Raw genomic sequence first — 20,538 nt, forward strand, 5'->3', positions numbered from 1 at the left:
GGGAGACAGCAGATGGCCAGCTTTTTGCTCAAGCGTTTGATTGCGATGATTGCCACGATTTTAACGATTACGACGTTAACGTTTATTTTAATGAAGGTCATCCCAGGATCGCCCTTCAATGAAGAACGAAATACAAACGAAACTGTCCAGCGAAACCTCGAAAGCTACTATCACTTAGACGAACCACTCTATGTTCAATACATGATCTATTTAAAATCCATCGTTACTTTTGATTTTGGTCCTTCCATTAAAAAGCCTTCTGAAAGTGTCAATGATTTATTGGCGAGAGGTTTTCCAGTCTCATTAGAACTTGGTCTTATCTCTATTTTGATTGCTGTCATCTCCGGCATCTTGCTCGGAATCATGGCTGCCCTCCGGCATAATGGTTTGATTGATTATATCGCCATGACGATTGCTGTTTTCGGTATATCCATACCAAACTTTATCTTTGCTACCTTATTAATTCAGCAGCTTGCTGTGAACGTAAAGCTCTTTCCTACAGCGATGTGGACAAGTCCAATGCATATGGTGCTTCCTACCATTGCACTGGCGGTAGGTCCAATGGCGATCATTGCCCGGTTAACGAGATCGAGCATGATTGAAGTGCTGTCGCAGGACTATATTCGAACTGCAAAAGCGAAAGGACTTTCCCCTTATAAAATTGTGTTTAAACATGCCCTGCGGAATGCACTTTTACCTGTTGTCACGATCCTTGGCACACTTGTCGCAAGTATTTTAACAGGCAGTTTTGTGATTGAAAAAATATTTGCGATCCCAGGAATGGGAAAATATTTTGTCGAGAGTATTAACAACCGTGACTATCCTGTCATCATGGGAACCACTGTTTTTTACAGCATCATCTTAATTACCCTTCTTTTCATTGTAGATGTGACATATCGTCTGCTTGATCCAAGGATCCAGTTGCATCAGAAAGGAGGAAAGGCATGAGTATACACCTTCAGCATGATCAAACGAATCAAGCGCATGAAGTGCCAGATGAATGGTTTGCTCCTAAAGAACAAAAGACATCTGAAGTCCATGCCATTAAAAGACCCTCACTTTCGTATTGGGCAGATACTTGGCGACGGTTAAAACAAAATAAACTCGCTATGTTTAGTTTATCGGTGCTGATTTTTCTTTTCCTCATGGCTGTATTAGGTCCACTTCTTGCGCCGAATAGTGTGACAGAACAGCGGCTTTCTATGCAAAACTTGCCACCGTCAGCTGCTCACTGGTTTGGAACAGATGAGCTTGGACGTGATGTGTTTACACGTACTTGGTACGGCGCACGCATTTCATTATTTGTGGGCGTGATGGCCGCTCTCATTGATTTTGCAATCGGTGTCATCTATGGCGGTATTGCAGGCTATAAAGGCGGGAAGTATGACCATGTCATGATGCGGATCGTCGAGGTGCTTTACGGTCTGCCGTATTTACTCGTCGTCATTTTATTGATGGTCCTGATGGGGCCTGGGCTTGTCACTATTATTGTGGCGCTCACTGTCACAGGCTGGATCGGGATGGCAAGAATCGTGAGAGGTCAAGTCCTTCAGCTGAAAAGCCAAGAATATGTCCTTGCCTCGAAAACCTTTGGCGCAAAAAGCTTGCGCATCATCCGCAGAAATTTACTGCCGAATACGATGGGACCGATTATTGTCCAGATGACGCTAACTGTACCGACAGCGATTTTTGCTGAAGCATTCTTAAGTTTTCTCGGTTTAGGGATTCAAGCCCCGTTTGCAAGCTGGGGTGTGATGGCCAATGACGCCTTGCCGACAGTGCTGTCAGATAATGGCCACTGGTGGCGTTTATTCTTTCCGGCATTTTTTATTTCGCTGACGATGTTTTGCTTTAATAATTTAGGTGATGGCTTGCAAGATGCGCTTGATCCGAAGATGAAGAGGTGATGGCGTGATGAAAAAAATGCTTCGGATTATCGATCTGCATGTTAGCTTTCGGACATATGGCGGTTCTGTTCAAGCGGTACGCGGGGTGAATGTGGATGTGTATGAAAAAGAAACCCTCGCCATTGTAGGAGAATCAGGCTGCGGAAAAAGTGTGACGTCTCAAAGTATCATGCGGCTTCTCCCTGCATACAGCGCACAAGTCGATCAAGGGGAAATTTGGTTTCGTGATCGCAACTTGCTGTCATTATCTGAAAAAGACATGCGCAGCATCCGTGGTGTCGATATCTCCATGATTTTTCAAGATCCTATGACGGCACTCAACCCGACGCTAACAATTGGGGATCAGCTGATGGAAGCTGCAAAAGTGCATCAGAAGCTGACAAAAAAAGAAGTGAAAGAAGAGGCGCTTCGTATGCTTGACTTGGTGGGGATACCGCAGCCGAAAGAGAGACTGAAGCAATATCCGCATCAATTCAGCGGTGGCATGAGGCAGCGGCTCATGATTGCAATGGCTCTTATTTGTGAGCCGAAGGTGCTGATTGCAGATGAACCGACAACTGCACTAGATGTCACCATACAGGCGCAGATTTTAGAACTATTTAAGGAGATTCAGAAAAAAACAGGCGTGACGATTATTTTAATCACACATGACCTAGGGGTCGTAGCACAAGTCGCTGATCGAGTGGCCGTCATGTACGGGGGGAAAATCGTTGAAGTTGGGACAAGGCGAGATATCTTTTACAGTCCGCAGCATCCCTATACAAAAGGGCTACTGCAATCCGTTCCAAGGCTGGATATGAAAGATGAACTCATTCCTATTGAAGGAAGCCCGCCTGATTTATTTGCCCCGCCAAAAGGATGTCCATATACCGATCGATGCCCGTCTGCGATGAAAGTGTGTGATCATATCATGCCGCATGAAACGCAGCGTTCACCTACACATGCAGTACATTGCTGGCTTCAAGATGAACGAGCGAAGCAAACGGTTTTATCTTCAACACAAAGGGGGAGTTTTTCATGAGAAAAACAGGTTGGATTCTCAGTATGTGCTTTATCGCAGTGATGCTGCTTGCAGGATGTACAGCCAATGAGCAAGCAGGCAAAGGATCTTCAAGCAAGGGCGAAGAGAAAGTTTTAACATTAAATAATGAAAACGAACCGACATCATTTGATCCGCCCATTGGTTTTAATAATGTGTCCTGGCAAGGGCTCAATAACTTAATGGAAGGATTAACGAGACTGAATGAAAAGCACGAACCATCTGCTGCCATGGCGGAAAAATGGGACATTTCAAAGGACGGAAAAACGTACACGTTCCATTTAAGGGATGGGATTAAGTGGTCAAATGGTGACCCAGTCAAAGCAAGTGACTTTGAATATGCGTGGAAGCGGCTGCTAGATCCAAAGACGGGCTCTTCTGCGGCATTCTTAGCTTATATGATTGAAGGGGGCGAAGCGTTTAACAGCGGAAAAGGGAAGAAAGAAGATGTAAAAGTCAAGGCTGTTAATGATCAAACGCTAGAGGTCAAGCTAGCATACCCGCAGAAATCTTTCTTAAATATGACCGCAAACCCTGCCTTTTTCCCGGTGAATGAGAAGGTAGCGGAGAAGGACCCGAACTGGGCCAAGGATGCGAAAACCTTTGTCGGTAATGGACCGTTTAAGCTGACAGAGTGGAAGCATGATGAAAGCTTTACAATGGAAAAAAGTGACACGTATTGGGACAAACAAACGGTCAAGCTAGATCAAGTGAAATGGCTCATGATCAGTGATCGAAACACAGATTACCAAATGTATCAATCAGGAGATTTAGATACGGCCTTCGTTCCGGCAGAACAAAGTGAAGACCTGTTAAAAAGCAAAGATGTGCAAATTGAAGATCAAGCAGGGCTGTTTTTTTATCGTCTAAATGTCAACATGGAGCCTTTTCAAAATAAGAACATTCGCAAAGCCTTTCAAATGGCGATCAATCCTCAGGATATTGTAGAGTATGTAACGAAAAATGAAGAGAAGCCAGCACGTGCCTTCGTTTCACCAGGAATTTTAGATTCAAAGGGTGAAGATTTCAGAGAAGCTGGCGGCGACCTTGTCAAACATGATACGAGTGAAGCCGTAAAACTATTAGAAAAAGGGTTGAAAGAAGAGAACTATTCAAAGCTGCCGCCCGTCACATTAACATATAGTACAAAGCCTGAAAATAAGAAAAAAGCAGAAGCCATTCAGCAGCAATTAAAAGAAGCGCTAGGGGTAGATGTGAAGCTTGCCAACATGGAAGCAAATGTGTTTGCAGAAGATCAAAAGGCACTCAAATTCCAATTCTCGCAAAGTTCATTTCTAGCTGACTATGCAGACCCAATCAATTTCTTAGAGAGCTTCCAAACAGGAAATGCGATGAACCGGACAGGTTGGTCAAATGATACGTATGACCAGCTGATCAAAAAGGCGAGTCAAGAAGCAGATGAACAAAAGAGAAATCGTATGCTGCATGATGCCGAGGCACTTCTCATGGAAGAAGCACCGATCATTCCCATTCATTTTTATAACCAAGTCTATTTACAAAAAGAAGGCGTAAAGGGCATTGTCCGTCATCCTGTTGGTTACATTGATTTGAAATGGGCACAGGTAGATGGAGAGTAAATGAAAAGAATGAGAGAACGGGACGCTTTGAAAAAAGCGTCTCAGCGTGTAGACAAACCCTCGCATTCGGTGTCAGTCCTGCGCTTCGGTGCTCACGAATGTCAAATTCGCTCCGCGCCGATGCTCGTCCTTTCTAGGGCTGCAAAGGTTTTCTATCACGCTGAAAAGAAGACAAAGGGTTAAAATAAAGTTCATTTTAACCCTTTGTCAACAATCTGGGACGCTTTGAAAAAAGCGTCTGTTCCTTTATTCGTTCATGTTATGAAGAAGATGCCCATAGATTGAAAGAAACGAAGAGAAAGAGGGGATTGGCATGAACCATCTGCCAGTGGCACTTCAAACAGGAGATACAGTGGGAATCATTGCACCAGCAAGCCCGCCTGATGAGCTGAAATTAGCAAGAGGTATTTCTTTTTTAGAAAGCTTAGGGCTAAAGGTGAAAAAGGGGAAGTATATCAACTCCCGGTATGGTTATTTAGCAGCTCATGATCATGAACGAGTGGAAGATATTCATCACATGTTTCAAGATCCAGACGTGAAGGCAGTGATTTGTGCTTGCGGAGGATACGGAACAGGAAGAATTGCAGAAGCCATTGATTATGATCTCATTCGCCGGAACCCAAAAATCTTTTGGGGATACAGTGATATTACGTTTTTACATACAGCGATTCAGCAGCAGACGGGTCTTGTGACCTTTCATGGTCCAATGCTCTCCTCTGATGTGGGACTTGAGGAGGTTCATCCGTATACAAAAGATACCTTTTTACAGCTATTCACTCCGAAAGCCTTTTCGTATACGAACCACCTGTCACCTCTTCACACTTTTTATCATGGCACGGCTTCAGGCGAAATCACCGGGGGAAATCTTGCCCTTATCGTCACGACACTTGGTACACCTTTTGAAATTGATACAAAGGGGAAGCTTTTATTGATAGAAGATATTGACGAAGAACCATATAAAATCGATCGAATGATGCAGCACTTAGCATCTGCAGGAAAATTACATGATGCGGCGGGATTTATCATTGGTGATTTTCATCAATGTGAGCCGAAAAAGAAAGAGCAGTCCTTAACGCTCGATCAGTTATGGGAGAAGTATATTGTCCCGCAACAGAAACCTGCACTTGGCGGCTTTCGGATCGGTCATTCATCTCCAAACTTCGCCATTCCAATCGGCGTGCACGCAACATTAGATGCTACAGGGAAAAAACTGCATATTTCCCCAGGTGTTGCAGCGAAAGAGGCGATCAAATGAAAATCGTAGATGTTCGCACATGCAGAACGAGTGTACCGCTAAAGAAGCCTTTCAAAACAGCATTAAGAACGGTGTGTGACGCCGCATCTCTTATTGTGATCATCACCTATGATCAAGGCGATGTCAGCTATGGAGAGGCAGTGCCGACATCGGTCATTACAGGTGAAACACTGGAAAGCATCGACTATGCTATTTGCGCTGTGATGAGGCCGATCTTGATTGGGGCCTCATTGTCACAATATGAACAAATCTTTTCAGCGATCGACCGTGTACTTGTAGGAAACACGAGTGCAAAGGCTGCAATAGATATGGCGATTTACGATGGTTTAGCGAAGCAGGCTGGCCTGCCGCTTTATCAATATCTTGGTGGTTATCGTGATCAGCTGGAAACGGATTACACGGTTAGTGTCAACCGTCCGCTAGAAATGGCAGAGGATGCGAAGCAATATGCAGCTGAAGGCTTTCGTACCTTAAAGATCAAAGTGGGAAAAGATGATATAGATACGGATATTCAGCGGATCAAACGGATTCGAGAAAAAGTCGGGCCGGATATTCAAATCAGGCTTGACGCCAACCAAGGCTGGACATGGAAGGAAGCGATTGTCGCCATTCGAAAAATGGAGGCACTCGATATTGAACTAGTCGAGCAGCCAGTGCCTAAAGAAGACATCGAGGGTCTGCGCCGGGTGACGGAAGCAACAGACACATTGATTATGGCAGATGAAAGTATTTTTAGCCTCCATGATGCCATCAAGGTGTTAGAAACGAGAAGCTGTGATCTCATCAACTTAAAATTAATGAAAACAGGCGGTATCAAAAAAGCGCTGAAAATCAATAGTTTAGCAGAAGCATACGGCGTCAAGTGCATGGTTGGCAGTATGATTGAATCAAAACTAGGGATTACCGCAGCCGCTCATCTTGCTGCAAGCCAACCGAATATTACCCGTTACGATTTTGATGCGCCGCTTATGCTCAAAGAGGACTTAATAGACGGAGGAATTGTCTATCAAGGAAAAGATATTCTCTTTCCGCTGCATCATGGGTTAGGCATTCAAAGAGTGAAAGGGGTCTTATGATGTTATATGAATCAAAGGTTCCAGTCGCAAATATATGGACAGCACCGCAGTCGCCGAGAGAAATGGATCGACACGTTCTTCAAAGCTCCGTCCAGATCAAAGAATGGATTGATGAGCAAACATATGAACAGAAATTGGCCTTATGTGAAGAAAACCTTATTCAAACCCAAGTACTGCTCGGCGAACGAGTCATTGGGCTGGAGGAGACAAATGGCTGGATGAAAGTTGTCATCCCTCAGCAGGCGAGCCGGAAACACCCGCAAGGCTACCCAGGTTATATCCCTGTAGAGCAATTAAATGAAGTATCAGAGAGTGAACCACCTGCTAGTCCCTTGATTGTTTGTCAGAAAAAAGCGGTTTTATATCAAAACGGAACACCGGATATGGAGGTTAGTTTTTTAACAGAACTAGCACCTGTTGAAGAAATGAGCGATTCCTTTGATGTTCTAACTCCAGTAGGAAGAAGAGAAATCAAAAAAGAAGATGTGCGCCATGCTTCATCCCCTTCTTCTATGAGCGGTAAGGATGCCTTAGCCATAGGAAAACAATTTATTGGACTGTCATATTTGTGGGGCGGCATGAGCAGCTATGGCTACGACTGTTCGGGTTTTGTTTACAGCATGTACAAAGCGTGTGGATGTTTATTACCGAGAGACGCAAGTGACCAAGCAGTTCAAGGAACTCCAGTCGCATCAAACCATTTGGCGCCAGGTGATCTCATGTTTTTTGCCAATGACAATGGGAAGGGAGCAGTTCGCCATGTAGGGATGTATGCTGGAGATGGCATGATGCTTCACTCGCCAAAAACGGGCAGACAGATTGAACTCCTTTCTCTTTCTGGTACGTCATATGAACAGGAATGGGCAGGAACAAGGCGGTATTTGAAAGCTGAGAGGGGGAGATGTGATGGGAAGTGAACCACTTCTGCAAGTCAACAACTTAAAAAAGCATTTTCATCTATCGAAAGGAAGAACGTTAAAAGCATTAGATGGTGTCACCTTTCAGCTAAAACAAGGCGAAACCTTTGGTCTTGTTGGTGAGTCAGGCTGTGGTAAATCTACACTTGGAAAAGTGCTCATGCGGCTTTATGACCCGACAGAAGGTGAAGCTTTGTATGAAGGGAAAAGTCTCCATCACTTATCGAACCGAGAATCATTTGATTTCAATAGACAAATTCAAATGGTGTTTCAAGATCCGTATTCTTCTTTAAATCCTAGGCTCTCTGTAAAAGATATTATGCTAGAACCGATGGAGATCCACCAATTGTATGGCAGTCAAAAGAAAAGACTCGAGCGTGTGAAGGAACTGCTTGAAGCGGTGGGGCTAAGTCATGATTTTGCTACACGCTATCCTCACGAATTCAGCGGAGGACAGAGGCAAAGAATAGGGATTGCTAGAGCACTCGCCTTATCGCCAAAGTTTATTGTGGCAGATGAGCCGATTTCTGCACTAGATGTATCCGTTCAAGCTCAGGTCGTGAATTTGCTGAAAAAACTGCAAAAGGAAGAAGGATTGACGTTTTTATTTATTGCCCATGATTTATCGATGGTCAAATATATTAGCGATCGAATCGGTGTCATGTACTTAGGACATCTCGTGGAAATGACTAGCAGTGATGCTTTATATAAAACACCGCTTCATCCATATACACAAGCATTGCTGTCTGCTATCCCGATTCCAGATCCTGATGTGGAAGATAAACGCAAGCGCTTTATTTTAAAGGGAGAAATTCCAAGTCCAGTGAATCCGCCAAGCGGCTGCGTATTTCGGACAAGATGTCCTGCTGCAATGGATGTATGTGCGGACAAAAAGCCAGTATTACAAGCAGTCGAAGAAGGACATGAAGTGGCCTGTCATTTATATGATAGGAAATAGATAGAGGGAAGAAGACAAGCGTTTAAAAAGCCAGCGAGTAAACAAGCTGGCTTTTTGGCTTTTATGAACGCCTAATAGGTAATGTACAGCATCTAAAAGAGCCGCCGGATTTAATGATTTCTGAAAAATCCACTTCAATGACGGTGTAGCCGCGTGCTGTTAATGCAGCATTTGTTTCCTGGTTGATTGGTAAGCTGATGACTTTTTTCTGACCAATGGACAAAACATTTGGTCCAAGTGTGAACTGCTCTTGCTCACTTATTTCAATGAGATCATAATGCTTTTTGAGCATATGAAGATCCTTTTCCGTAAAAGCTTCAGGGTAAATCAATATCTCATGAGAAGAAAGAATATTCATCACACAATCAAGATGCAAAATGTGAGAAGGAAGATGAATAGGAATGATGTCGTAATTCGGCAGTTCTTTTTTGAGCTGCTGGATGGCGGCTAGATTTGTTCTTTTACTGATCCCCACAAATACACGGGTTTGGTCTATAAGCACATCGCCGCCTTCAATCGTTCCATCATCCAGCGTGATGGTTGTCCATCCTTTTGTCTGTGCCCATTCTTTTAAGGAATGTTCTTCTCCTTGTCTGACAGGGGCTGCCATGTTTGAAACAAATAAAGTCTGTCCAATTGTAAATCCAATATCCCGAGTGAAGACTTGTTCAGGGAAACGTTCATTTGCAGGAAGAAGGACAGGCCGGACATGATGGTTTTTCAGCGTTTGGATGAATTGCTTATGCTGCGTGAGGGCTTTGATTTGAGAAATATTTTCTCTTGCAAAATACTTTTGGGTTTCATTGATGATCTGTTTAATTTCCATATAAATTGGACTGCATAAGAGGACTTCTTGTAAATCATCGTATTCACTCATACATTGCGGCGTTTTGTACACTTTCTCTGATTTCATAGAATCCATCAAAGGGCCTCCTTGTTTATCGATAGTTATATTATTCCTCCTTCTAGTAAATGTTGAAACATTTCCGAAAGAAAATCTCTCATGAGAGACTAAAGCAAAAAGTTTAGACAAACCTAATAGAATAGTGTTTAATAAAAGTCGTTCCGCATCAACGAAAACAGCAAGAAGGAGCTATGACGATGAGTGAAGAAAATTTCAAATACTGCAAGGAATCAAAAGTTGTGAAAACCAGCAGGGTATTCCCCCTCGATACGAATAACCACCAAACGTTATTTGGCGGGAAATTAATGAGTTATATAGATGACATTGCTTCCATCTCGGCAGCAAGACACAGCCGTAGTGAAACAGTCACCGCATCAATGGATTCAGTTGATTTTTTAGAGCCGATTGGACAGAAAGAGTCCGTCTGCTTAGAATCTTATGTGACATGGGTCGGCACATCTTCTATGGAAGTATTCGTCAAAGTCATTAAGGAAAACTTGATGTCTGGAGAGCGCAGACTCGCAGCAACTTCATTTCTTACCTTTGTCTCGCTTGATGAAAACGGGAAGCCAAAACGAGTTCCACAAGTCATGCCGGAAACAGAGGAAGAAATCATGCTTCATCAAACAGCGAAGCAGCGGGCAGAGGAAAGAAAAAGCCGCCGAAAGCATAGTAAAGCTTTGGCTGACGCACTTGGGACGGATAAGCCTTGGGCGTAAAAATCACCCTTTAAGCGGTGATTTTTTTCTGAGTCGGTATCTTGCATGGCAAGATAGTGTGTGGTAAGATCAAACTATCTTGTCATGCAAGGTACTGAAAGTGGAGGATCGATGATGACACAATCAACACAAATGCTAAAAGGAATTCTAGAGGGATGCCTACTGTCGATTATTTCTGAAGGTGAAATTTATGGCTATGAAATGACAAAGAAGCTTGCGCACTATGGGTTTGATCAAATTAGTGAAGGCAGTATTTATCCGATCTTGCTGCGCATGCAAAAAGAACAGCTGGTCAGTACGTCCACAAAAGCATCGGCGAGCGGGCCGAAAAGGAAATACTATACGCTCACACAAAGAGGCGAAGAAGCGCTGACGGATTTTACCATGCGATGGAATGAGCTGTCAGGGAATGTAGAGCGATTATTACATAAAGGGAAGTGAGAAGATGGTAACAAAAGAAACGAGACACATCTTATTAGAGCTGCAACTCTATCTCATATCAAAAGGGAAAAATCAGGACGAGATCGACGAAGTGATGGATGAATTAACGACACACGCTGTCGAAGCTGAGAAAGAGGGGAAAACAGGGGAAGATGTATTTGGAGGAGATCCACGGGGCTTTGCTGATGAGCTGGCGAAAGAGCTTTCTAGAAATCATAAAGACTGGGTTCCGTTTGTCAGTGCTTTTTTAATTGGATCTCTTTTTTACATGATGTTAGCAGATGCCATCAGTCAAAGTTTATCGTATTCTTGGTATGCACTCATTGGTTATCCGCTCATCATAGTGGCCAATGTGATCATGACCATTGTGATGTTTAGGGCTTCTGCCTTTCAAACAAGCAGGAGGGCATTCTTTTACTTTTGGATATTAGGTGTTTTTCAGATGACAGCCTTGATCACAGTGAAATTATTGGACCAAAAACTTGGTACTCCTTTACTTGTGCTGACCTCGAGCCAAAGATGGGGCGTCATTCTTCTGTTACTGCTGTGTATTATCTTATTGAATGCCATTTTAAAAGCCAATATGGTGTCGCTCATTCCGCTGATCTTCTTCGGACCGCAGCTCCTATTCGAATGGCTTGGATGGACATCACCTCTCATGCTTCTTTTCACAAGTCTGGTATCCATTGTGATTTTAGTCTTGCTCACAATCGCTTTTTTACGGAAAACAAACAAGAAAAATGAACATTTAATGTAAATAGAGCACATCACTTGCGATGTGCTTCAGCGTGTAGACAAACCCTCGCATTCTTTGTCAGTCCTGCGTGCTGGTGCTCACGAATGTCAAATTCGCTCCGCGCCAGTACTCGTCCTTCCTAGGGCTGCAAAGGTTTTCTATCAAGCTGAAAAGAAGACAAAGGGCTAAAATCAAGTTCATTTTAGCCCTTTGTCAACAATCTGGAGCACATCTCTTGCGATGTGCTTTTCTTTTTCTAAAAAAATGTAGATATGGGATCACATTTTTCTTTACAATGAGAAGAGGACAAAAATGAAAAGGGGTTCTGTGATTGGATATTGTATGGGGGTATGTACTCGTTTTTATATTGGCTGCTTTACCTTTCTTTGAAGTGGTTGGTGTCGTTCCGCTAGGGATTTTAAGTGGTCTGCATCCTGTGACAACGGCAGTTATTGGATTCGTCGGCAACTTTCTTACCGTCTTGCTACTCATCGTCTTCGTGGACCGATTTAAAGCGTGGTGGCTGAAGAGGAAAGAGGAGAAACATGATGAAAAAGGAGAGAAAAAACAGCTGAAAGCCAGAAAGGTTTGGGAACGGTACGGTCTCCCTGGTCTGGCACTTATCGGTCCTTTTATTATTGGCAGTCATTTAGCGGCTTTTATGTGTATGAGCTTCGGGACGAAAAGAAAACAAGTCACTGTGTGGATGACGGTCAGTTTAATCATGTGGACCGCATTAGCTGCTAGTTTAACGGGTGCGGGGTTCCATTACTTTGCCCCAGATTCAAATGGGTTGTTCGGAGATATTTTTAGCAAGTAAGCAGGGGAGAGAGGATAACAAATGACACATCAAACACGGATCGTGCTTGAAACAGAGCGCCTCAGACTGAGAACAATGGATGAAGACGATGCGCCTTTTTTATATGAAAAGCTGTTCCAAGATGAAGAGGTCATGAAGTATTATCCTTCACTAAAGGATGAAAAGCAAACAAAAGAGTGGATTGCTTGGAATCAAAAGAATGACCGCACATTTCATACATCCCTGTGGATCATTGAAGAAAAAGAAACGAAGGAACCACTTGGTCAAAGCGGAATTGTTCTCCAAAACGTCGAAGGACAAACAGAGCTTGAAATTGGCTATATGCTAAAGAGATCGGCATGGGGAAAAGGATATGCTGTTGAGGCTGCAAAAGGCTGTCTTGCGTATGGGTTTGACGAAATGAAGGTGAGGCGAATGGTCAGCTTAATTCGCCCTGACAATGAAGCGTCAGTCAAGGTCGCAATGAAAATGGGGATGAAAAAAGAAAAAACCATTTCAAAATGGGATCAAATGATTGATGTTTACACTATTACTCATGATGGAAAAAACGGCTCACTTGAACAATAAAGAGAGCCGCTTTTTCTTTTATAGACGCTGTTCTAACTGAAGTAAATATTTCTTTCGTTCGATTCCCCCGCCATATCCGCCAAGTTCACCGCTTGTTTGAATGACTCGGTGACAAGGAATGATGATGGCCAACTGATTGGCACCATTTGCATTTCCAACCGCCCGAACCAAATGGGGATCGCCAAGCATGATGGCAAAATCTCGATACGATCTCGTTTCGCCTGGCGGAATCTGTAATAGAAGATCCCATACCCTTTTCTGAAAAGGGGTGCCATGTATAGCAAGTGGCACAGTAAACTGCGTGAGTTTCTTTTCAAAATATAAGGCCAATTCCTTTGCTAATTGCTGATGGACGTTTGTTTCTCCAACTAAAATACGGGCATGATGTTTTTTTCTGATGTTCTCAATTTCTCTTTCTAATCCTCGCCTGTCCATAAATTCAAGCAAATACACATGTGTTGCATCTGAAATGCTCATCATCCGCCCAATCGGAGTAGAAATAAAATTCGCATGCAAAATATTGACTTGCGCCTTTTTGGGTGGATTCCCCATGATTTTCGTAAAGGCATCATTGAAGGCACTGGAAGACTCGTAACCGAAGGTGACTTGCTGATCAATGACTTTTTTTCCGTTCAGAATCTCTTTAAACGCTAGCCCCATTCGGCGTGATCTAGCATATTGAACAAAGGTCATTCCATAGATTTCTTTGAATTTTCTCCGAGCTGTTGCAGAGTGAATCCCTAATTGGCGAAAATCTTCTTCTTTCCACCGTTTCTCAGGACTCTCTTCAACTGCTGATACAAGTGTTTTGACTTCTTCTGGAATGCTGTTAGGATATGTTAAAGGCGTGCATCGCTTACACGGCCGATACCCTGCAAGCAGCGCCTCCTCTGCTGTAAAGAAAAACTCACAGTTTTCATATTTTGGTTTTCTAGCAGTACATGTGGCATGACAGAAGATGCCGGTTGTTTTAATACCTGCAAAGAACGTGCCGTCATATTGCGGATTCTTATCAACAAGTGCTTGATAAAATTCGTGTTTTTGTTGGTCGGTCATCATCATTTGATCCACCTCTTGTTTTATTATATCAGTGATGTGGTCGTTCCTCTTTCTAACATTTAGTATACTTCGCTTTCATCCACTTTCTTTCGAAAAATGAACAAGTATATTTGAAGGGAAAAAGCAAAGTGGTAGACCGGCATATCAGGGTGTGATACACTTTTTCATACAGAATCGGCTCTACGCTAGATCTGATTATCATGAATTGGTTTTCTAGGGTTCCGTGCGGGCAGCGCAGTCTGGACCGAGAGAAAACACATAGGGTCTAGACAATAGACCGTATGGACACGGAGGGATAAAAGCCCGGGAGATTTGATCAAACGATCGATTTCCGGGCTTTTTTTATTGCTTGGAATCGGTAAGAAAGGAAGAGATCGAATGAAATGGGGAAATGTTTTGATTGCAGCCGTATTTGAAGTCGGCTGGGTGATGGGGTTGAAATATGCTGGCTCTATATTGGAATGGAGCGCCACCATCGTTTGTATTGTTGTCAGCTTTTATTTACTCCTGAAAGCCACGACTGTACTTCCAGTTGGCACACTTTACGCCGTTTTCACCGGACTTGGAACAGCCGGTACGGTCATAGTAGGGATGGTCATGGGTGAGCCAGTACAGCTAGTAAAATTACTTTTGATCATGGTGCTTTTAAGCGGTGTATTAGGACTCAAATTGACCACAGGTGAAAAGAAAGGGGAGGCTGAATCGTGAGCTGGCTTTTACTCATTGGGGCAGGCATCTTAGAAATGCTTTGTGTCACCATGATGAATCAATTTCAGAAAGATCGCCATATAAAATGGATCGTCTTCATAGCAGCTGGCTTTTCGCTTTCCTTTCTGATGCTGTCTCTTGCGATGAATACAATTCCGATGGGAACGGCGTATGCGATTTGGACAGGAATCGGAGCAGCTGGAGGAGCGATTGTTGGGATGCTGTTTTATGGAGAGTCGAAAGACGCAAAACGTATTTTCTTTATCGCACTCATTTTATCAGCAGCGGTCGGGTTGAAAATCATTGAATAAGAAAAGGCTGGCAAACATGAGCCAGCCTTTTTGCTACATCGAATGATGATTGGAATCGTTTTCATTTTTGCGGTAAAGCTGACTCACAAGCAGAAAACATACACCAAATGTAAGTAAAGGAATGAGTCTTTCTCCGGTCATAAATAGATAAATGCCCGTGATTAGACATACGATGCCGAGCCAAAAGCTCACTTTACCAAACAAAGTCATGCTTTTCATCTCCATCACTCCTTTTGTGATAAAAGGTCTATTCATATTATATCACGCTAGGTGCAGAATTGAATGAATATTCAATAAAAAATACGACGCTTAATTGCTTTTTCTCTTTCCAGTCCAGTATAATATTTCATTAGAATGAAAAATGTAAATGAGGTCATAAGACATGAGAACATTGATTACAGAGAAACTTGAATTACACAGACAAAAGCATGAGCAAAAAGGAAGGCTTTTAGTCAGCTGCCCGGATCAGCCTGGTATTGTGTCAGCTGTTTCTACTTTTTTATTTGAACATGGAGCAAACATCATTGAATCTAGTCAATACACAACAGATCATGAGAGCGGCCGGTTCTTTTTAAGAATTGAATTTGATTGGAAAGACATTTCTGCCAACTTAGATCAATTGAAAAGCAGTTTTGAGCCAATTGCGCAATCATTTCACATGACATGGAGCATGTCGCGTGCAAGTGATCTGAAAAAGCTGGCGATCTTTGTGTCCAAAGAGCTTCATTGTTTACATGAACTTTTATGGGAATGGCAAAGCGGTAATTTAATGGCTGAAATAGCGGTTGTCATCAGCAATCATGAAACGGCAAAAGATACAGTCGAAGCACTCGGCATTCCATTCCACTTCGTGAAAGCAAATAAAGACATCCGCCAAGATGCAGAAAAACAACAGCTTGCATTATTAGAAGAATATGATATTGATGCGGTTGTGCTTGCTAGATACATGCAAATTTTGACGCCAGCCTTTATCGAACAGCACCCGAACAAAATCATTAATATTCATCATTCCTTCCTGCCGGCTTTTATAGGGGCTAACCCTTACAAGCGTGCATATGAGCGAGGGGTTAAACTGATTGGCGCGACTTCCCATTATGTCACCAATGATTTAGACGAAGGGCCAATCATTGAACAGGATATTGAGCGGGTAGATCATAGAGATGATGCAGAGGCATTAAAAAATATTGGCCGCACGATTGAGCGCAGTGTGCTTGCCCGTGCTGTCAAATGGCATCTAGAAGATCGAATCATTGTCCATGAGAATAAAACGATTGTGTTTAATTGACCGCTTGACTTTTCTGAAGCAATTGGTGATAATATAAAAAAATTAACGAGCGTTGAGAAGGAATAGTAAGCAGGACCTGCTGTGTAAAGAGAGCAAATGACACGCTGAAACATTTGCCGCAGACAGCTGCTGAACCTACCCTTTGAGCCTTAGAGGAAAAATCTAAGCGCATGCCTGGCGTTACAGGAGTTGAGTGGAATAAGCAGACGTATGCTTATTCAATGAAGGTGGTACCACGGAAAATCCCTTTTTCGTCCTTTACATAAGGAGAAAAAGGGATTTTTTATGTGGTGAAAGGTATAGCGGAGGGAATCAATGATGAAAAAGCAAAGGATCGTCATAAAAATTGGTAGCAGTTCATTAACAGAGCAAAAGGGAGCCATTGATGAACAAAAAATGCAGGATCATGTCAAAGCCATCGCAAAACTAAAAGAGGCAGGGCATGAAATCATTCTCATTTCGTCAGGTGCCGTTGCGGCGGGATTTGGCAGTTTAGGATATCCGTCAAGACCTGTGACCTTAAAAGGGAAGCAGGCTGCTGCTGCTGTTGGTCAAGGCTTGTTAATGCAGAAATATACAGAACTATTTTCACAGTTTCAGATGACGCCTGCACAAATGCTTTTAACACGTAATGACTTTTCAGATCGTACAAGATATCGAAATGCTTACGCAACGATGATGGAGCTGCTCGAAAGAAAAATTTTACCGATCATTAATGAAAATGATTCTGTGTCCATCGAGGAGCTTACCTTTGGTGATAATGACATGTTATCAGCACTGGTGAGTGGCTTAATTCATGCAGACCAATTGATCATTTTAACAGATATCAACGGAATTTATGATGCCAATCCAAGTGAGAATCCTGATGCGAAGCGGTTTGATGTGCTGACTCACATTTCAGATGAATTGTTCTCATATGCGAAGAGTACGGGTTCAAAGGTTGGAACAGGCGGGATGAAATCTAAGCTTTCAGCTGCACAAACAGCTCTCTCCCTTGGCGTTAAAGTCTTCATTGGTACAGGTGCAGGGGAAGACAAGCTTCTTCACATTCTCGCTGGTCAAGGGGACGGCACATATATTGGTGAACAAGACTTATCATCAGTCAATAACCGTCGCCAATGGATTCAATTCCACTCACCAGTCTCTGGAAAGATCATGATTGATGCGGGGGCAGAGGCGGCGATTTTGCATAATGGAAGAAGTCTTCTTCCAGCTGGTGTCATTGATGTGGCTGGTGAATTTTCTAAAGGAGAGGTCGTCGAAGTTGTTGGTCCAAACGGGTTAGTCGGTAAAGGACAAACATTGTATGATTCAGATGAGCTTCTTGGCATTAAAGGGATGCGAAGTCATGAGCTTTCTCATGAAAAACCTGAAGTCATTCACCGAGATCACTGGGTTCAGCACGTACAAAACTGAGGAGGGAAAACGATGAATGAAGTTCTAGAAAAAGCAAAAAAGGCAAGCGCAGCCAAAGATCAGCTGCTATTAAAAACAACTGAACAAAAGAATGCTGCATTAGACGCTATTGCAAAAGCATTAAAAGCATCTTCAGCGTATTTAATTGCCGAGAACCAAAAAGATGTTCAGGCGGCTATAGACAAAGAGTTCACGCCATCTGTGATCGACAGAATTACATTAACAGAAGAGAGAATTGAAGCGATTGCAGACGCTACGCATCAACTCATTCAGCTCAAAGACCCAATTGGTGAAACATTAGAGACCATTCAAAAAGAAAACGGGCTTTTCATTGAAAAAGTACGTGTGCCTCTTGGAACGGTTGGGATGATTTACGAAGCAAGACCAAACGTGACAGTCGATGCGGCCACTCTTTGCTTGAAAACTGGAAATGCTGTGATTCTTCGAGGAAGTTCATCGGCCATTCATAGTAATAAAGCGATTGTGAAAGTCATTCATGAAGCGTTGCAACCAACGGATATTCCAGTAGACAGTGTACAATTGATTGAAGATACAGGCCGTGAGACAGCTAAAACCCTGTTCACTTTAAATGACTATCTAGATGTCCTGATTCCACGCGGCGGGAAACATTTAATTGATCTTGTTGTGAGAGAGTCTACTGTTCCAGTACTTGAGACGGGTGCAGGGAATTGTCATATTTACATTGATGAAACAGCCCAAAAAGAAATGGCTGAACAAATTGTTCTGAATGCGAAAACACAAAGACCATCTGTTTGTAATGCCATTGAGAGCATTGTCATTCATGAAACATGGGCAAAAGAACATGGCGCTTCGCTCTTTGAAGCACTTCAGACACATGGTGTAGAGATACGGGGCGATGAAGCAGTATGTGCACTTGCACCGAGTGCCACATTAGCTAAGGCCACTGATTTTGAAACGGAATTTTTAGCGCCGATTGTCAGTATTAAAACCGTCAAGACCATGGAAGAGGCGATACAGCATATTCAAAAATATAGCTCTAAGCATTCTGAAGCGATCATTACGGAAAACGAGCAGCATGCGGCACTTTTCTTAACAGCCGTTGACGCAGCCGCTGTGTATCATAATGCATCCACCCGGTTTACAGATGGCTTTGAATTTGGCTACGGAGCGGAAATCGGCATTAGCACACAAAAATTGCATGCTAGAGGACCAATGGGTCTGCCAGCCTTAACCTCTGAAAAATTTGTGATTCGTGGTCAAGGACAAATAAGAGAATAACCAACCCAAAAAGAGAGTCTTATCGCACAAGGCTCTCTTTTTCCTTTCATTTTTGTATTTCTCCGGTCAAGTATGATAAAATATGGTAATGTTTTATATTTTGAGAAGATTGGAGAAGGCAACGTATGGCGAAAATCATTCCCTCTTCGGATATTGGAGTGAAAATCAACAAGTGGTATGAATTAATCCGCAGATTTGATTCAGAACAAGCAGAACAGTTAAAGCAGGAAATTCGCACCTCTCTTGATTCAATGGAAGAAGATCAGAATTTGCTTCTCTATTTTTCTTTAATGGAATTCAGGCATGAGGTCATGCTCGATTATTTAAAGCCATTAAAGGAAGGAAAGCTTCGCGCCAACTTTTCCGAGCTTTCGAAAGAAATAGATGAGCATCAAACGCATGTCACAGGCATGCTTGAATATTACTATCATTTCTTCAGAGGCATGTATGAGTTCGGCCGGAGAGAGTACATTGCTGCCATATCGTCCTATCAAAAGGCAGAGCACAAGCTTTCTTTTGTATCCGACGATATTGAACGTGCAGAATTTCATTTTAAAATGTCAGAAATATATTATCACATGAAACAAACACACATTTCGATGCACCATGCCAAACTAGCGCTGGATGTCTATATTCAGCACGAACTATATGCGCTTCGTACCATTCAGTGTGAATTTATTGTAGCCGGTAATTATGATGATATGAGAAGGCATGAAAAGGCATTGCCACATCTCGAAAGAGCACTTGCAAGGTCAAGAGACTTTCAGAATGTGCGTTTTATTGCTTCTTCTTTGTTTAATATGGGCAACAGCTATTACAGAATGGGAGACTTGAACCGCGCACTCGACTTAATGAAAGAATCCATCTCATTATTTGATCAAAATCAATCTGATCATCTTCGTCGATCGATAGACCCTCTTTATACAGCCGCTCAGATCTTATACAAACAAGGTAAAAACAATGAAGCATTATATTACAGAGAAGAATGTATGAAACGAGCAGAAGCTCTGCAGGATGACATTCATATTCAGAAGACCATTTTTTTAGAAGCATTGTACTTACGACAAGATGCAGAGCATATTAAACGAATTTTCCATTTTTTAGAATCTTCCTATGCATATCCAGATATAGAAGAGCTGGCTTTAGACACCGCAAAGTATTATAATGAAATGGAGGATTATGAAAAATCTTCCATGTTCTATGGGGAAGCGGAACATGCTCGTATCTATATTCAGAGAGGGGATTGTTTATATGAATTTTAAAAAATGGGCAGTCGTCTGTACAAGCATCACAATCTTGGCATTATGGATCACATCACCTAATGCCGACCCCGATAACAGAAACCATACGCTAGAAAAACCGAATCCGCAGCATATCACGATCTAAAAAGCCCTTTTTAAAGGGCTTTTTTTATTGACCGCTTCAATCATCGGAGGTTGCACATTCATAAAAATAAAAAATGGAGGAAAGATGAAAGTGAGTGTTTTTCATTGACTCTTGAATTTAGATTGTGTACAATTCAATTGTAGAAAATATTATTAGAGCGAAAGAGGGTTATATTC

The 20,538-nt window shown here is 42.6% G+C and carries 23 protein-coding genes, 1 riboswitch and 1 other annotated feature; of the genes, 20 read left to right on the forward strand and 3 right to left on the reverse strand.

Translation table 11 applies throughout. The features are described 5' to 3' along the window. Positions 1-12 precede the first annotated feature (12 nt). The 8 genes from NST15_RS06250 to NST15_RS06285 all read left to right on the forward strand — a co-directional run bounded on the left by NST15_RS06250 (position 13) and on the right by NST15_RS06285 (position 8,750). Positions 13-948, forward strand: coding sequence for an ABC transporter permease (locus NST15_RS06250; protein WP_008346233.1), 936 nt, complete (start codon positions 13-15; stop codon positions 946-948). Then, a complete protein-coding gene (locus tag NST15_RS06255) occupies positions 945-1,907 on the forward strand; it encodes an ABC transporter permease (RefSeq protein WP_017359137.1) in 963 nt (320 codons plus the stop codon). Before NST15_RS06250 ends, NST15_RS06255 begins: the two co-directional genes overlap by 4 nt. Positions 1,908-1,914: 7 nt before the next feature. After that, positions 1,915-2,928 (forward strand): ABC transporter ATP-binding protein, encoded by a 1,014-nt coding sequence (locus NST15_RS06260; RefSeq protein WP_007498841.1) that lies wholly within the window; start codon positions 1,915-1,917, stop codon positions 2,926-2,928. Continuing rightward, entirely contained in the window at positions 2,925-4,544 is a 1,620-nt protein-coding gene (locus NST15_RS06265; protein WP_035700454.1) for a peptide ABC transporter substrate-binding protein, read from the forward strand. Before NST15_RS06260 ends, NST15_RS06265 begins: the two co-directional genes overlap by 4 nt. A 313-nt stretch (positions 4,545-4,857) precedes the next feature. Further along, positions 4,858-5,799, forward strand: a complete 942-nt coding sequence (locus NST15_RS06270) for an LD-carboxypeptidase (RefSeq protein WP_342498944.1) — start codon at positions 4,858-4,860, stop codon at positions 5,797-5,799. Then, positions 5,796-6,875, forward strand: a complete 1,080-nt coding sequence (locus tag NST15_RS06275) for a dipeptide epimerase (RefSeq protein ID WP_342498945.1) — start codon at positions 5,796-5,798, stop codon at positions 6,873-6,875. The genes NST15_RS06270 and NST15_RS06275 overlap by 4 nt, the downstream gene beginning before the upstream one ends. After that, positions 6,875-7,792 (forward strand): NlpC/P60 family protein, encoded by a 918-nt coding sequence (locus NST15_RS06280; RefSeq protein ID WP_065460232.1) that lies wholly within the window; start codon positions 6,875-6,877, stop codon positions 7,790-7,792. Before NST15_RS06275 ends, NST15_RS06280 begins: the two co-directional genes overlap by 1 nt. Beyond that, on the forward strand, positions 7,782-8,750 hold the full coding sequence (locus tag NST15_RS06285; protein ID WP_008346217.1) for an oligopeptide/dipeptide ABC transporter ATP-binding protein: 969 nt from the start codon (positions 7,782-7,784) through the stop codon (positions 8,748-8,750). Before NST15_RS06280 ends, NST15_RS06285 begins: the two co-directional genes overlap by 11 nt. A 61-nt stretch (positions 8,751-8,811) precedes the next feature. Here the strand turns inward: NST15_RS06285 and NST15_RS06290 are convergent, their stop codons facing one another. After that, positions 8,812-9,672 (reverse strand): dimethylarginine dimethylaminohydrolase family protein, encoded by an 861-nt coding sequence (locus NST15_RS06290; RefSeq protein ID WP_342498946.1) that lies wholly within the window; start codon positions 9,670-9,672, stop codon positions 8,812-8,814. A gap of 179 nt (positions 9,673-9,851) precedes the next feature. On the opposite strand from NST15_RS06290, the gene NST15_RS06295 reads away from it, so the two are divergent. From NST15_RS06295 to NST15_RS06315, 5 genes are all read left to right on the forward strand, one after another. Beyond that, positions 9,852-10,373, forward strand: a complete 522-nt coding sequence (locus NST15_RS06295) for an acyl-CoA thioesterase (RefSeq protein ID WP_008346212.1) — start codon at positions 9,852-9,854, stop codon at positions 10,371-10,373. Positions 10,374-10,487: 114 nt separating this feature from the next. After that, positions 10,488-10,814 (forward strand): PadR family transcriptional regulator, encoded by a 327-nt coding sequence (locus NST15_RS06300; RefSeq protein WP_019743451.1) that lies wholly within the window; start codon positions 10,488-10,490, stop codon positions 10,812-10,814. A 4-nt stretch (positions 10,815-10,818) separates the two neighbouring features. After that, positions 10,819-11,571 carry a hypothetical protein gene (locus NST15_RS06305; protein WP_342498947.1) on the forward strand — a complete coding sequence of 251 codons (753 nt, stop codon included), beginning with the start codon at positions 10,819-10,821 and terminating at the stop codon, positions 11,569-11,571. 310 nt (positions 11,572-11,881) lie between these two features. Further along, complete coding sequence (locus NST15_RS06310) at positions 11,882-12,370, forward strand: small multi-drug export protein (protein WP_007498817.1); 489 nt, start codon at positions 11,882-11,884, stop codon at positions 12,368-12,370. 21 nt (positions 12,371-12,391) lie between these two features. Beyond that, entirely contained in the window at positions 12,392-12,937 is a 546-nt protein-coding gene (locus NST15_RS06315; protein WP_342498948.1) for a GNAT family N-acetyltransferase, read from the forward strand. Positions 12,938-12,955: 18 nt separating this feature from the next. Here NST15_RS06315 and NST15_RS06320 read toward each other — a convergent pair whose 3' ends face one another. Next, entirely contained in the window at positions 12,956-13,999 is a 1,044-nt protein-coding gene (locus NST15_RS06320; protein ID WP_342498949.1) for a trifunctional transcriptional activator/DNA repair protein Ada/methylated-DNA--[protein]-cysteine S-methyltransferase, read from the reverse strand. Between the two features lie 199 nt (positions 14,000-14,198). After that, positions 14,199-14,308, forward strand: a riboswitch (guanidine-I (ykkC/yxkD leader). Positions 14,309-14,374: 66 nt separating this feature from the next. Between NST15_RS06320 and NST15_RS06325 the strand changes: the two genes are divergently transcribed. Together NST15_RS06325 and NST15_RS06330 are read left to right on the forward strand one after the other, a co-directional pair. Then, positions 14,375-14,704, forward strand: a complete 330-nt coding sequence (locus NST15_RS06325; RefSeq protein ID WP_024719620.1) for a multidrug efflux SMR transporter — start codon at positions 14,375-14,377, stop codon at positions 14,702-14,704. Then, positions 14,701-15,015: a multidrug efflux SMR transporter gene (locus tag NST15_RS06330; protein ID WP_035700485.1), complete on the forward strand. Its 315-nt coding sequence runs from the start codon at positions 14,701-14,703 to the stop codon at positions 15,013-15,015. Before NST15_RS06325 ends, NST15_RS06330 begins: the two co-directional genes overlap by 4 nt. Before the next feature lie 33 nt (positions 15,016-15,048). Here the strand turns inward: NST15_RS06330 and NST15_RS06335 are convergent, their stop codons facing one another. After that, complete coding sequence (locus NST15_RS06335) at positions 15,049-15,234, reverse strand: hypothetical protein (RefSeq protein WP_024719622.1); 186 nt, start codon at positions 15,232-15,234, stop codon at positions 15,049-15,051. 163 nt (positions 15,235-15,397) lie between these two features. On the opposite strand from NST15_RS06335, the gene purU reads away from it, so the two are divergent. The 5 genes from purU (at position 15,398) to NST15_RS06360 (ending at position 20,362) form a co-directional block, all read left to right on the forward strand. Further along, entirely contained in the window at positions 15,398-16,300 is a 903-nt protein-coding gene (purU, locus tag NST15_RS06340; protein ID WP_007498809.1) for a formyltetrahydrofolate deformylase, read from the forward strand. A gap of 43 nt (positions 16,301-16,343) precedes the next feature. Further along, positions 16,344-16,562, forward strand: a binding site (T-box leader). Positions 16,563-16,618: 56 nt separating this feature from the next. Next, positions 16,619-17,716, forward strand: a complete 1,098-nt coding sequence (proB, locus tag NST15_RS06345; protein ID WP_048002076.1) for a glutamate 5-kinase — start codon at positions 16,619-16,621, stop codon at positions 17,714-17,716. A 12-nt stretch (positions 17,717-17,728) separates the two neighbouring features. Continuing rightward, positions 17,729-18,976, forward strand: coding sequence for a glutamate-5-semialdehyde dehydrogenase (locus tag NST15_RS06350; protein ID WP_206114302.1), 1,248 nt, complete (start codon positions 17,729-17,731; stop codon positions 18,974-18,976). A 125-nt stretch (positions 18,977-19,101) separates the two neighbouring features. Continuing rightward, the gene (locus tag NST15_RS06355; RefSeq protein WP_008346192.1) at positions 19,102-20,238 is read left to right on the forward strand and encodes a tetratricopeptide repeat protein; all 1,137 of its coding nucleotides are present in this window, start codon (positions 19,102-19,104) and stop codon (positions 20,236-20,238) included. Then, a complete protein-coding gene (locus NST15_RS06360; protein WP_008346190.1) occupies positions 20,228-20,362 on the forward strand; it encodes a hypothetical protein in 135 nt (44 codons plus the stop codon). Before NST15_RS06355 ends, NST15_RS06360 begins: the two co-directional genes overlap by 11 nt. Positions 20,363-20,538 lie beyond the last annotated feature (176 nt).

It is taken from the genome of Bacillus sp. FSL R5-0820, from assembly GCF_038593385.1.
In the GTDB taxonomy this organism is placed as follows: domain Bacteria; phylum Bacillota; class Bacilli; order Bacillales; family Bacillaceae; genus Bacillus; species Bacillus altitudinis.

Bases quoted from the DNA above. Each gene is read 5' to 3' on its own strand.
- NST15_RS06250 (WP_008346233.1), top strand. From the start codon at position 13: ATGGCCAGCTTTTTGCTCAAGCGTTTGATTGCGATGATTGCCACGATT.
- NST15_RS06255 (WP_017359137.1), top strand. From the start codon at position 945: ATGAGTATACACCTTCAGCATGATCAAACGAATCAAGCGCATGAAGTG.
- NST15_RS06260 (WP_007498841.1), top strand. From the start codon at position 1,915: ATGAAAAAAATGCTTCGGATTATCGATCTGCATGTTAGCTTTCGGACA.
- NST15_RS06265 (WP_035700454.1), top strand. From the start codon at position 2,925: ATGAGAAAAACAGGTTGGATTCTCAGTATGTGCTTTATCGCAGTGATG.
- NST15_RS06270 (WP_342498944.1), top strand. From the start codon at position 4,858: ATGAACCATCTGCCAGTGGCACTTCAAACAGGAGATACAGTGGGAATC.
- NST15_RS06275 (WP_342498945.1), top strand. From the start codon at position 5,796: ATGAAAATCGTAGATGTTCGCACATGCAGAACGAGTGTACCGCTAAAG.
- NST15_RS06280 (WP_065460232.1), top strand. From the start codon at position 6,875: ATGTTATATGAATCAAAGGTTCCAGTCGCAAATATATGGACAGCACCG.
- NST15_RS06285 (WP_008346217.1), top strand. From the start codon at position 7,782: ATGGGAAGTGAACCACTTCTGCAAGTCAACAACTTAAAAAAGCATTTT.
- NST15_RS06290 (WP_342498946.1), bottom strand. From the start codon at position 9,672: ATGGATTCTATGAAATCAGAGAAAGTGTACAAAACGCCGCAATGTATG.
- NST15_RS06295 (WP_008346212.1), top strand. From the start codon at position 9,852: ATGAGTGAAGAAAATTTCAAATACTGCAAGGAATCAAAAGTTGTGAAA.
- NST15_RS06300 (WP_019743451.1), top strand. From the start codon at position 10,488: ATGACACAATCAACACAAATGCTAAAAGGAATTCTAGAGGGATGCCTA.
- NST15_RS06305 (WP_342498947.1), top strand. From the start codon at position 10,819: ATGGTAACAAAAGAAACGAGACACATCTTATTAGAGCTGCAACTCTAT.
- NST15_RS06315 (WP_342498948.1), top strand. From the start codon at position 12,392: ATGACACATCAAACACGGATCGTGCTTGAAACAGAGCGCCTCAGACTG.
- NST15_RS06320 (WP_342498949.1), bottom strand. From the start codon at position 13,999: ATGATGATGACCGACCAACAAAAACACGAATTTTATCAAGCACTTGTT.
- NST15_RS06325 (WP_024719620.1), top strand. From the start codon at position 14,375: ATGAAATGGGGAAATGTTTTGATTGCAGCCGTATTTGAAGTCGGCTGG.
- NST15_RS06335 (WP_024719622.1), bottom strand. From the start codon at position 15,234: ATGAAAAGCATGACTTTGTTTGGTAAAGTGAGCTTTTGGCTCGGCATC.
- purU (WP_007498809.1), top strand. From the start codon at position 15,398: ATGAGAACATTGATTACAGAGAAACTTGAATTACACAGACAAAAGCAT.
- proB (WP_048002076.1), top strand. From the start codon at position 16,619: ATGAAAAAGCAAAGGATCGTCATAAAAATTGGTAGCAGTTCATTAACA.
- NST15_RS06350 (WP_206114302.1), top strand. From the start codon at position 17,729: ATGAATGAAGTTCTAGAAAAAGCAAAAAAGGCAAGCGCAGCCAAAGAT.
- NST15_RS06355 (WP_008346192.1), top strand. From the start codon at position 19,102: ATGGCGAAAATCATTCCCTCTTCGGATATTGGAGTGAAAATCAACAAG.
- NST15_RS06360 (WP_008346190.1), top strand. From the start codon at position 20,228: ATGAATTTTAAAAAATGGGCAGTCGTCTGTACAAGCATCACAATCTTG.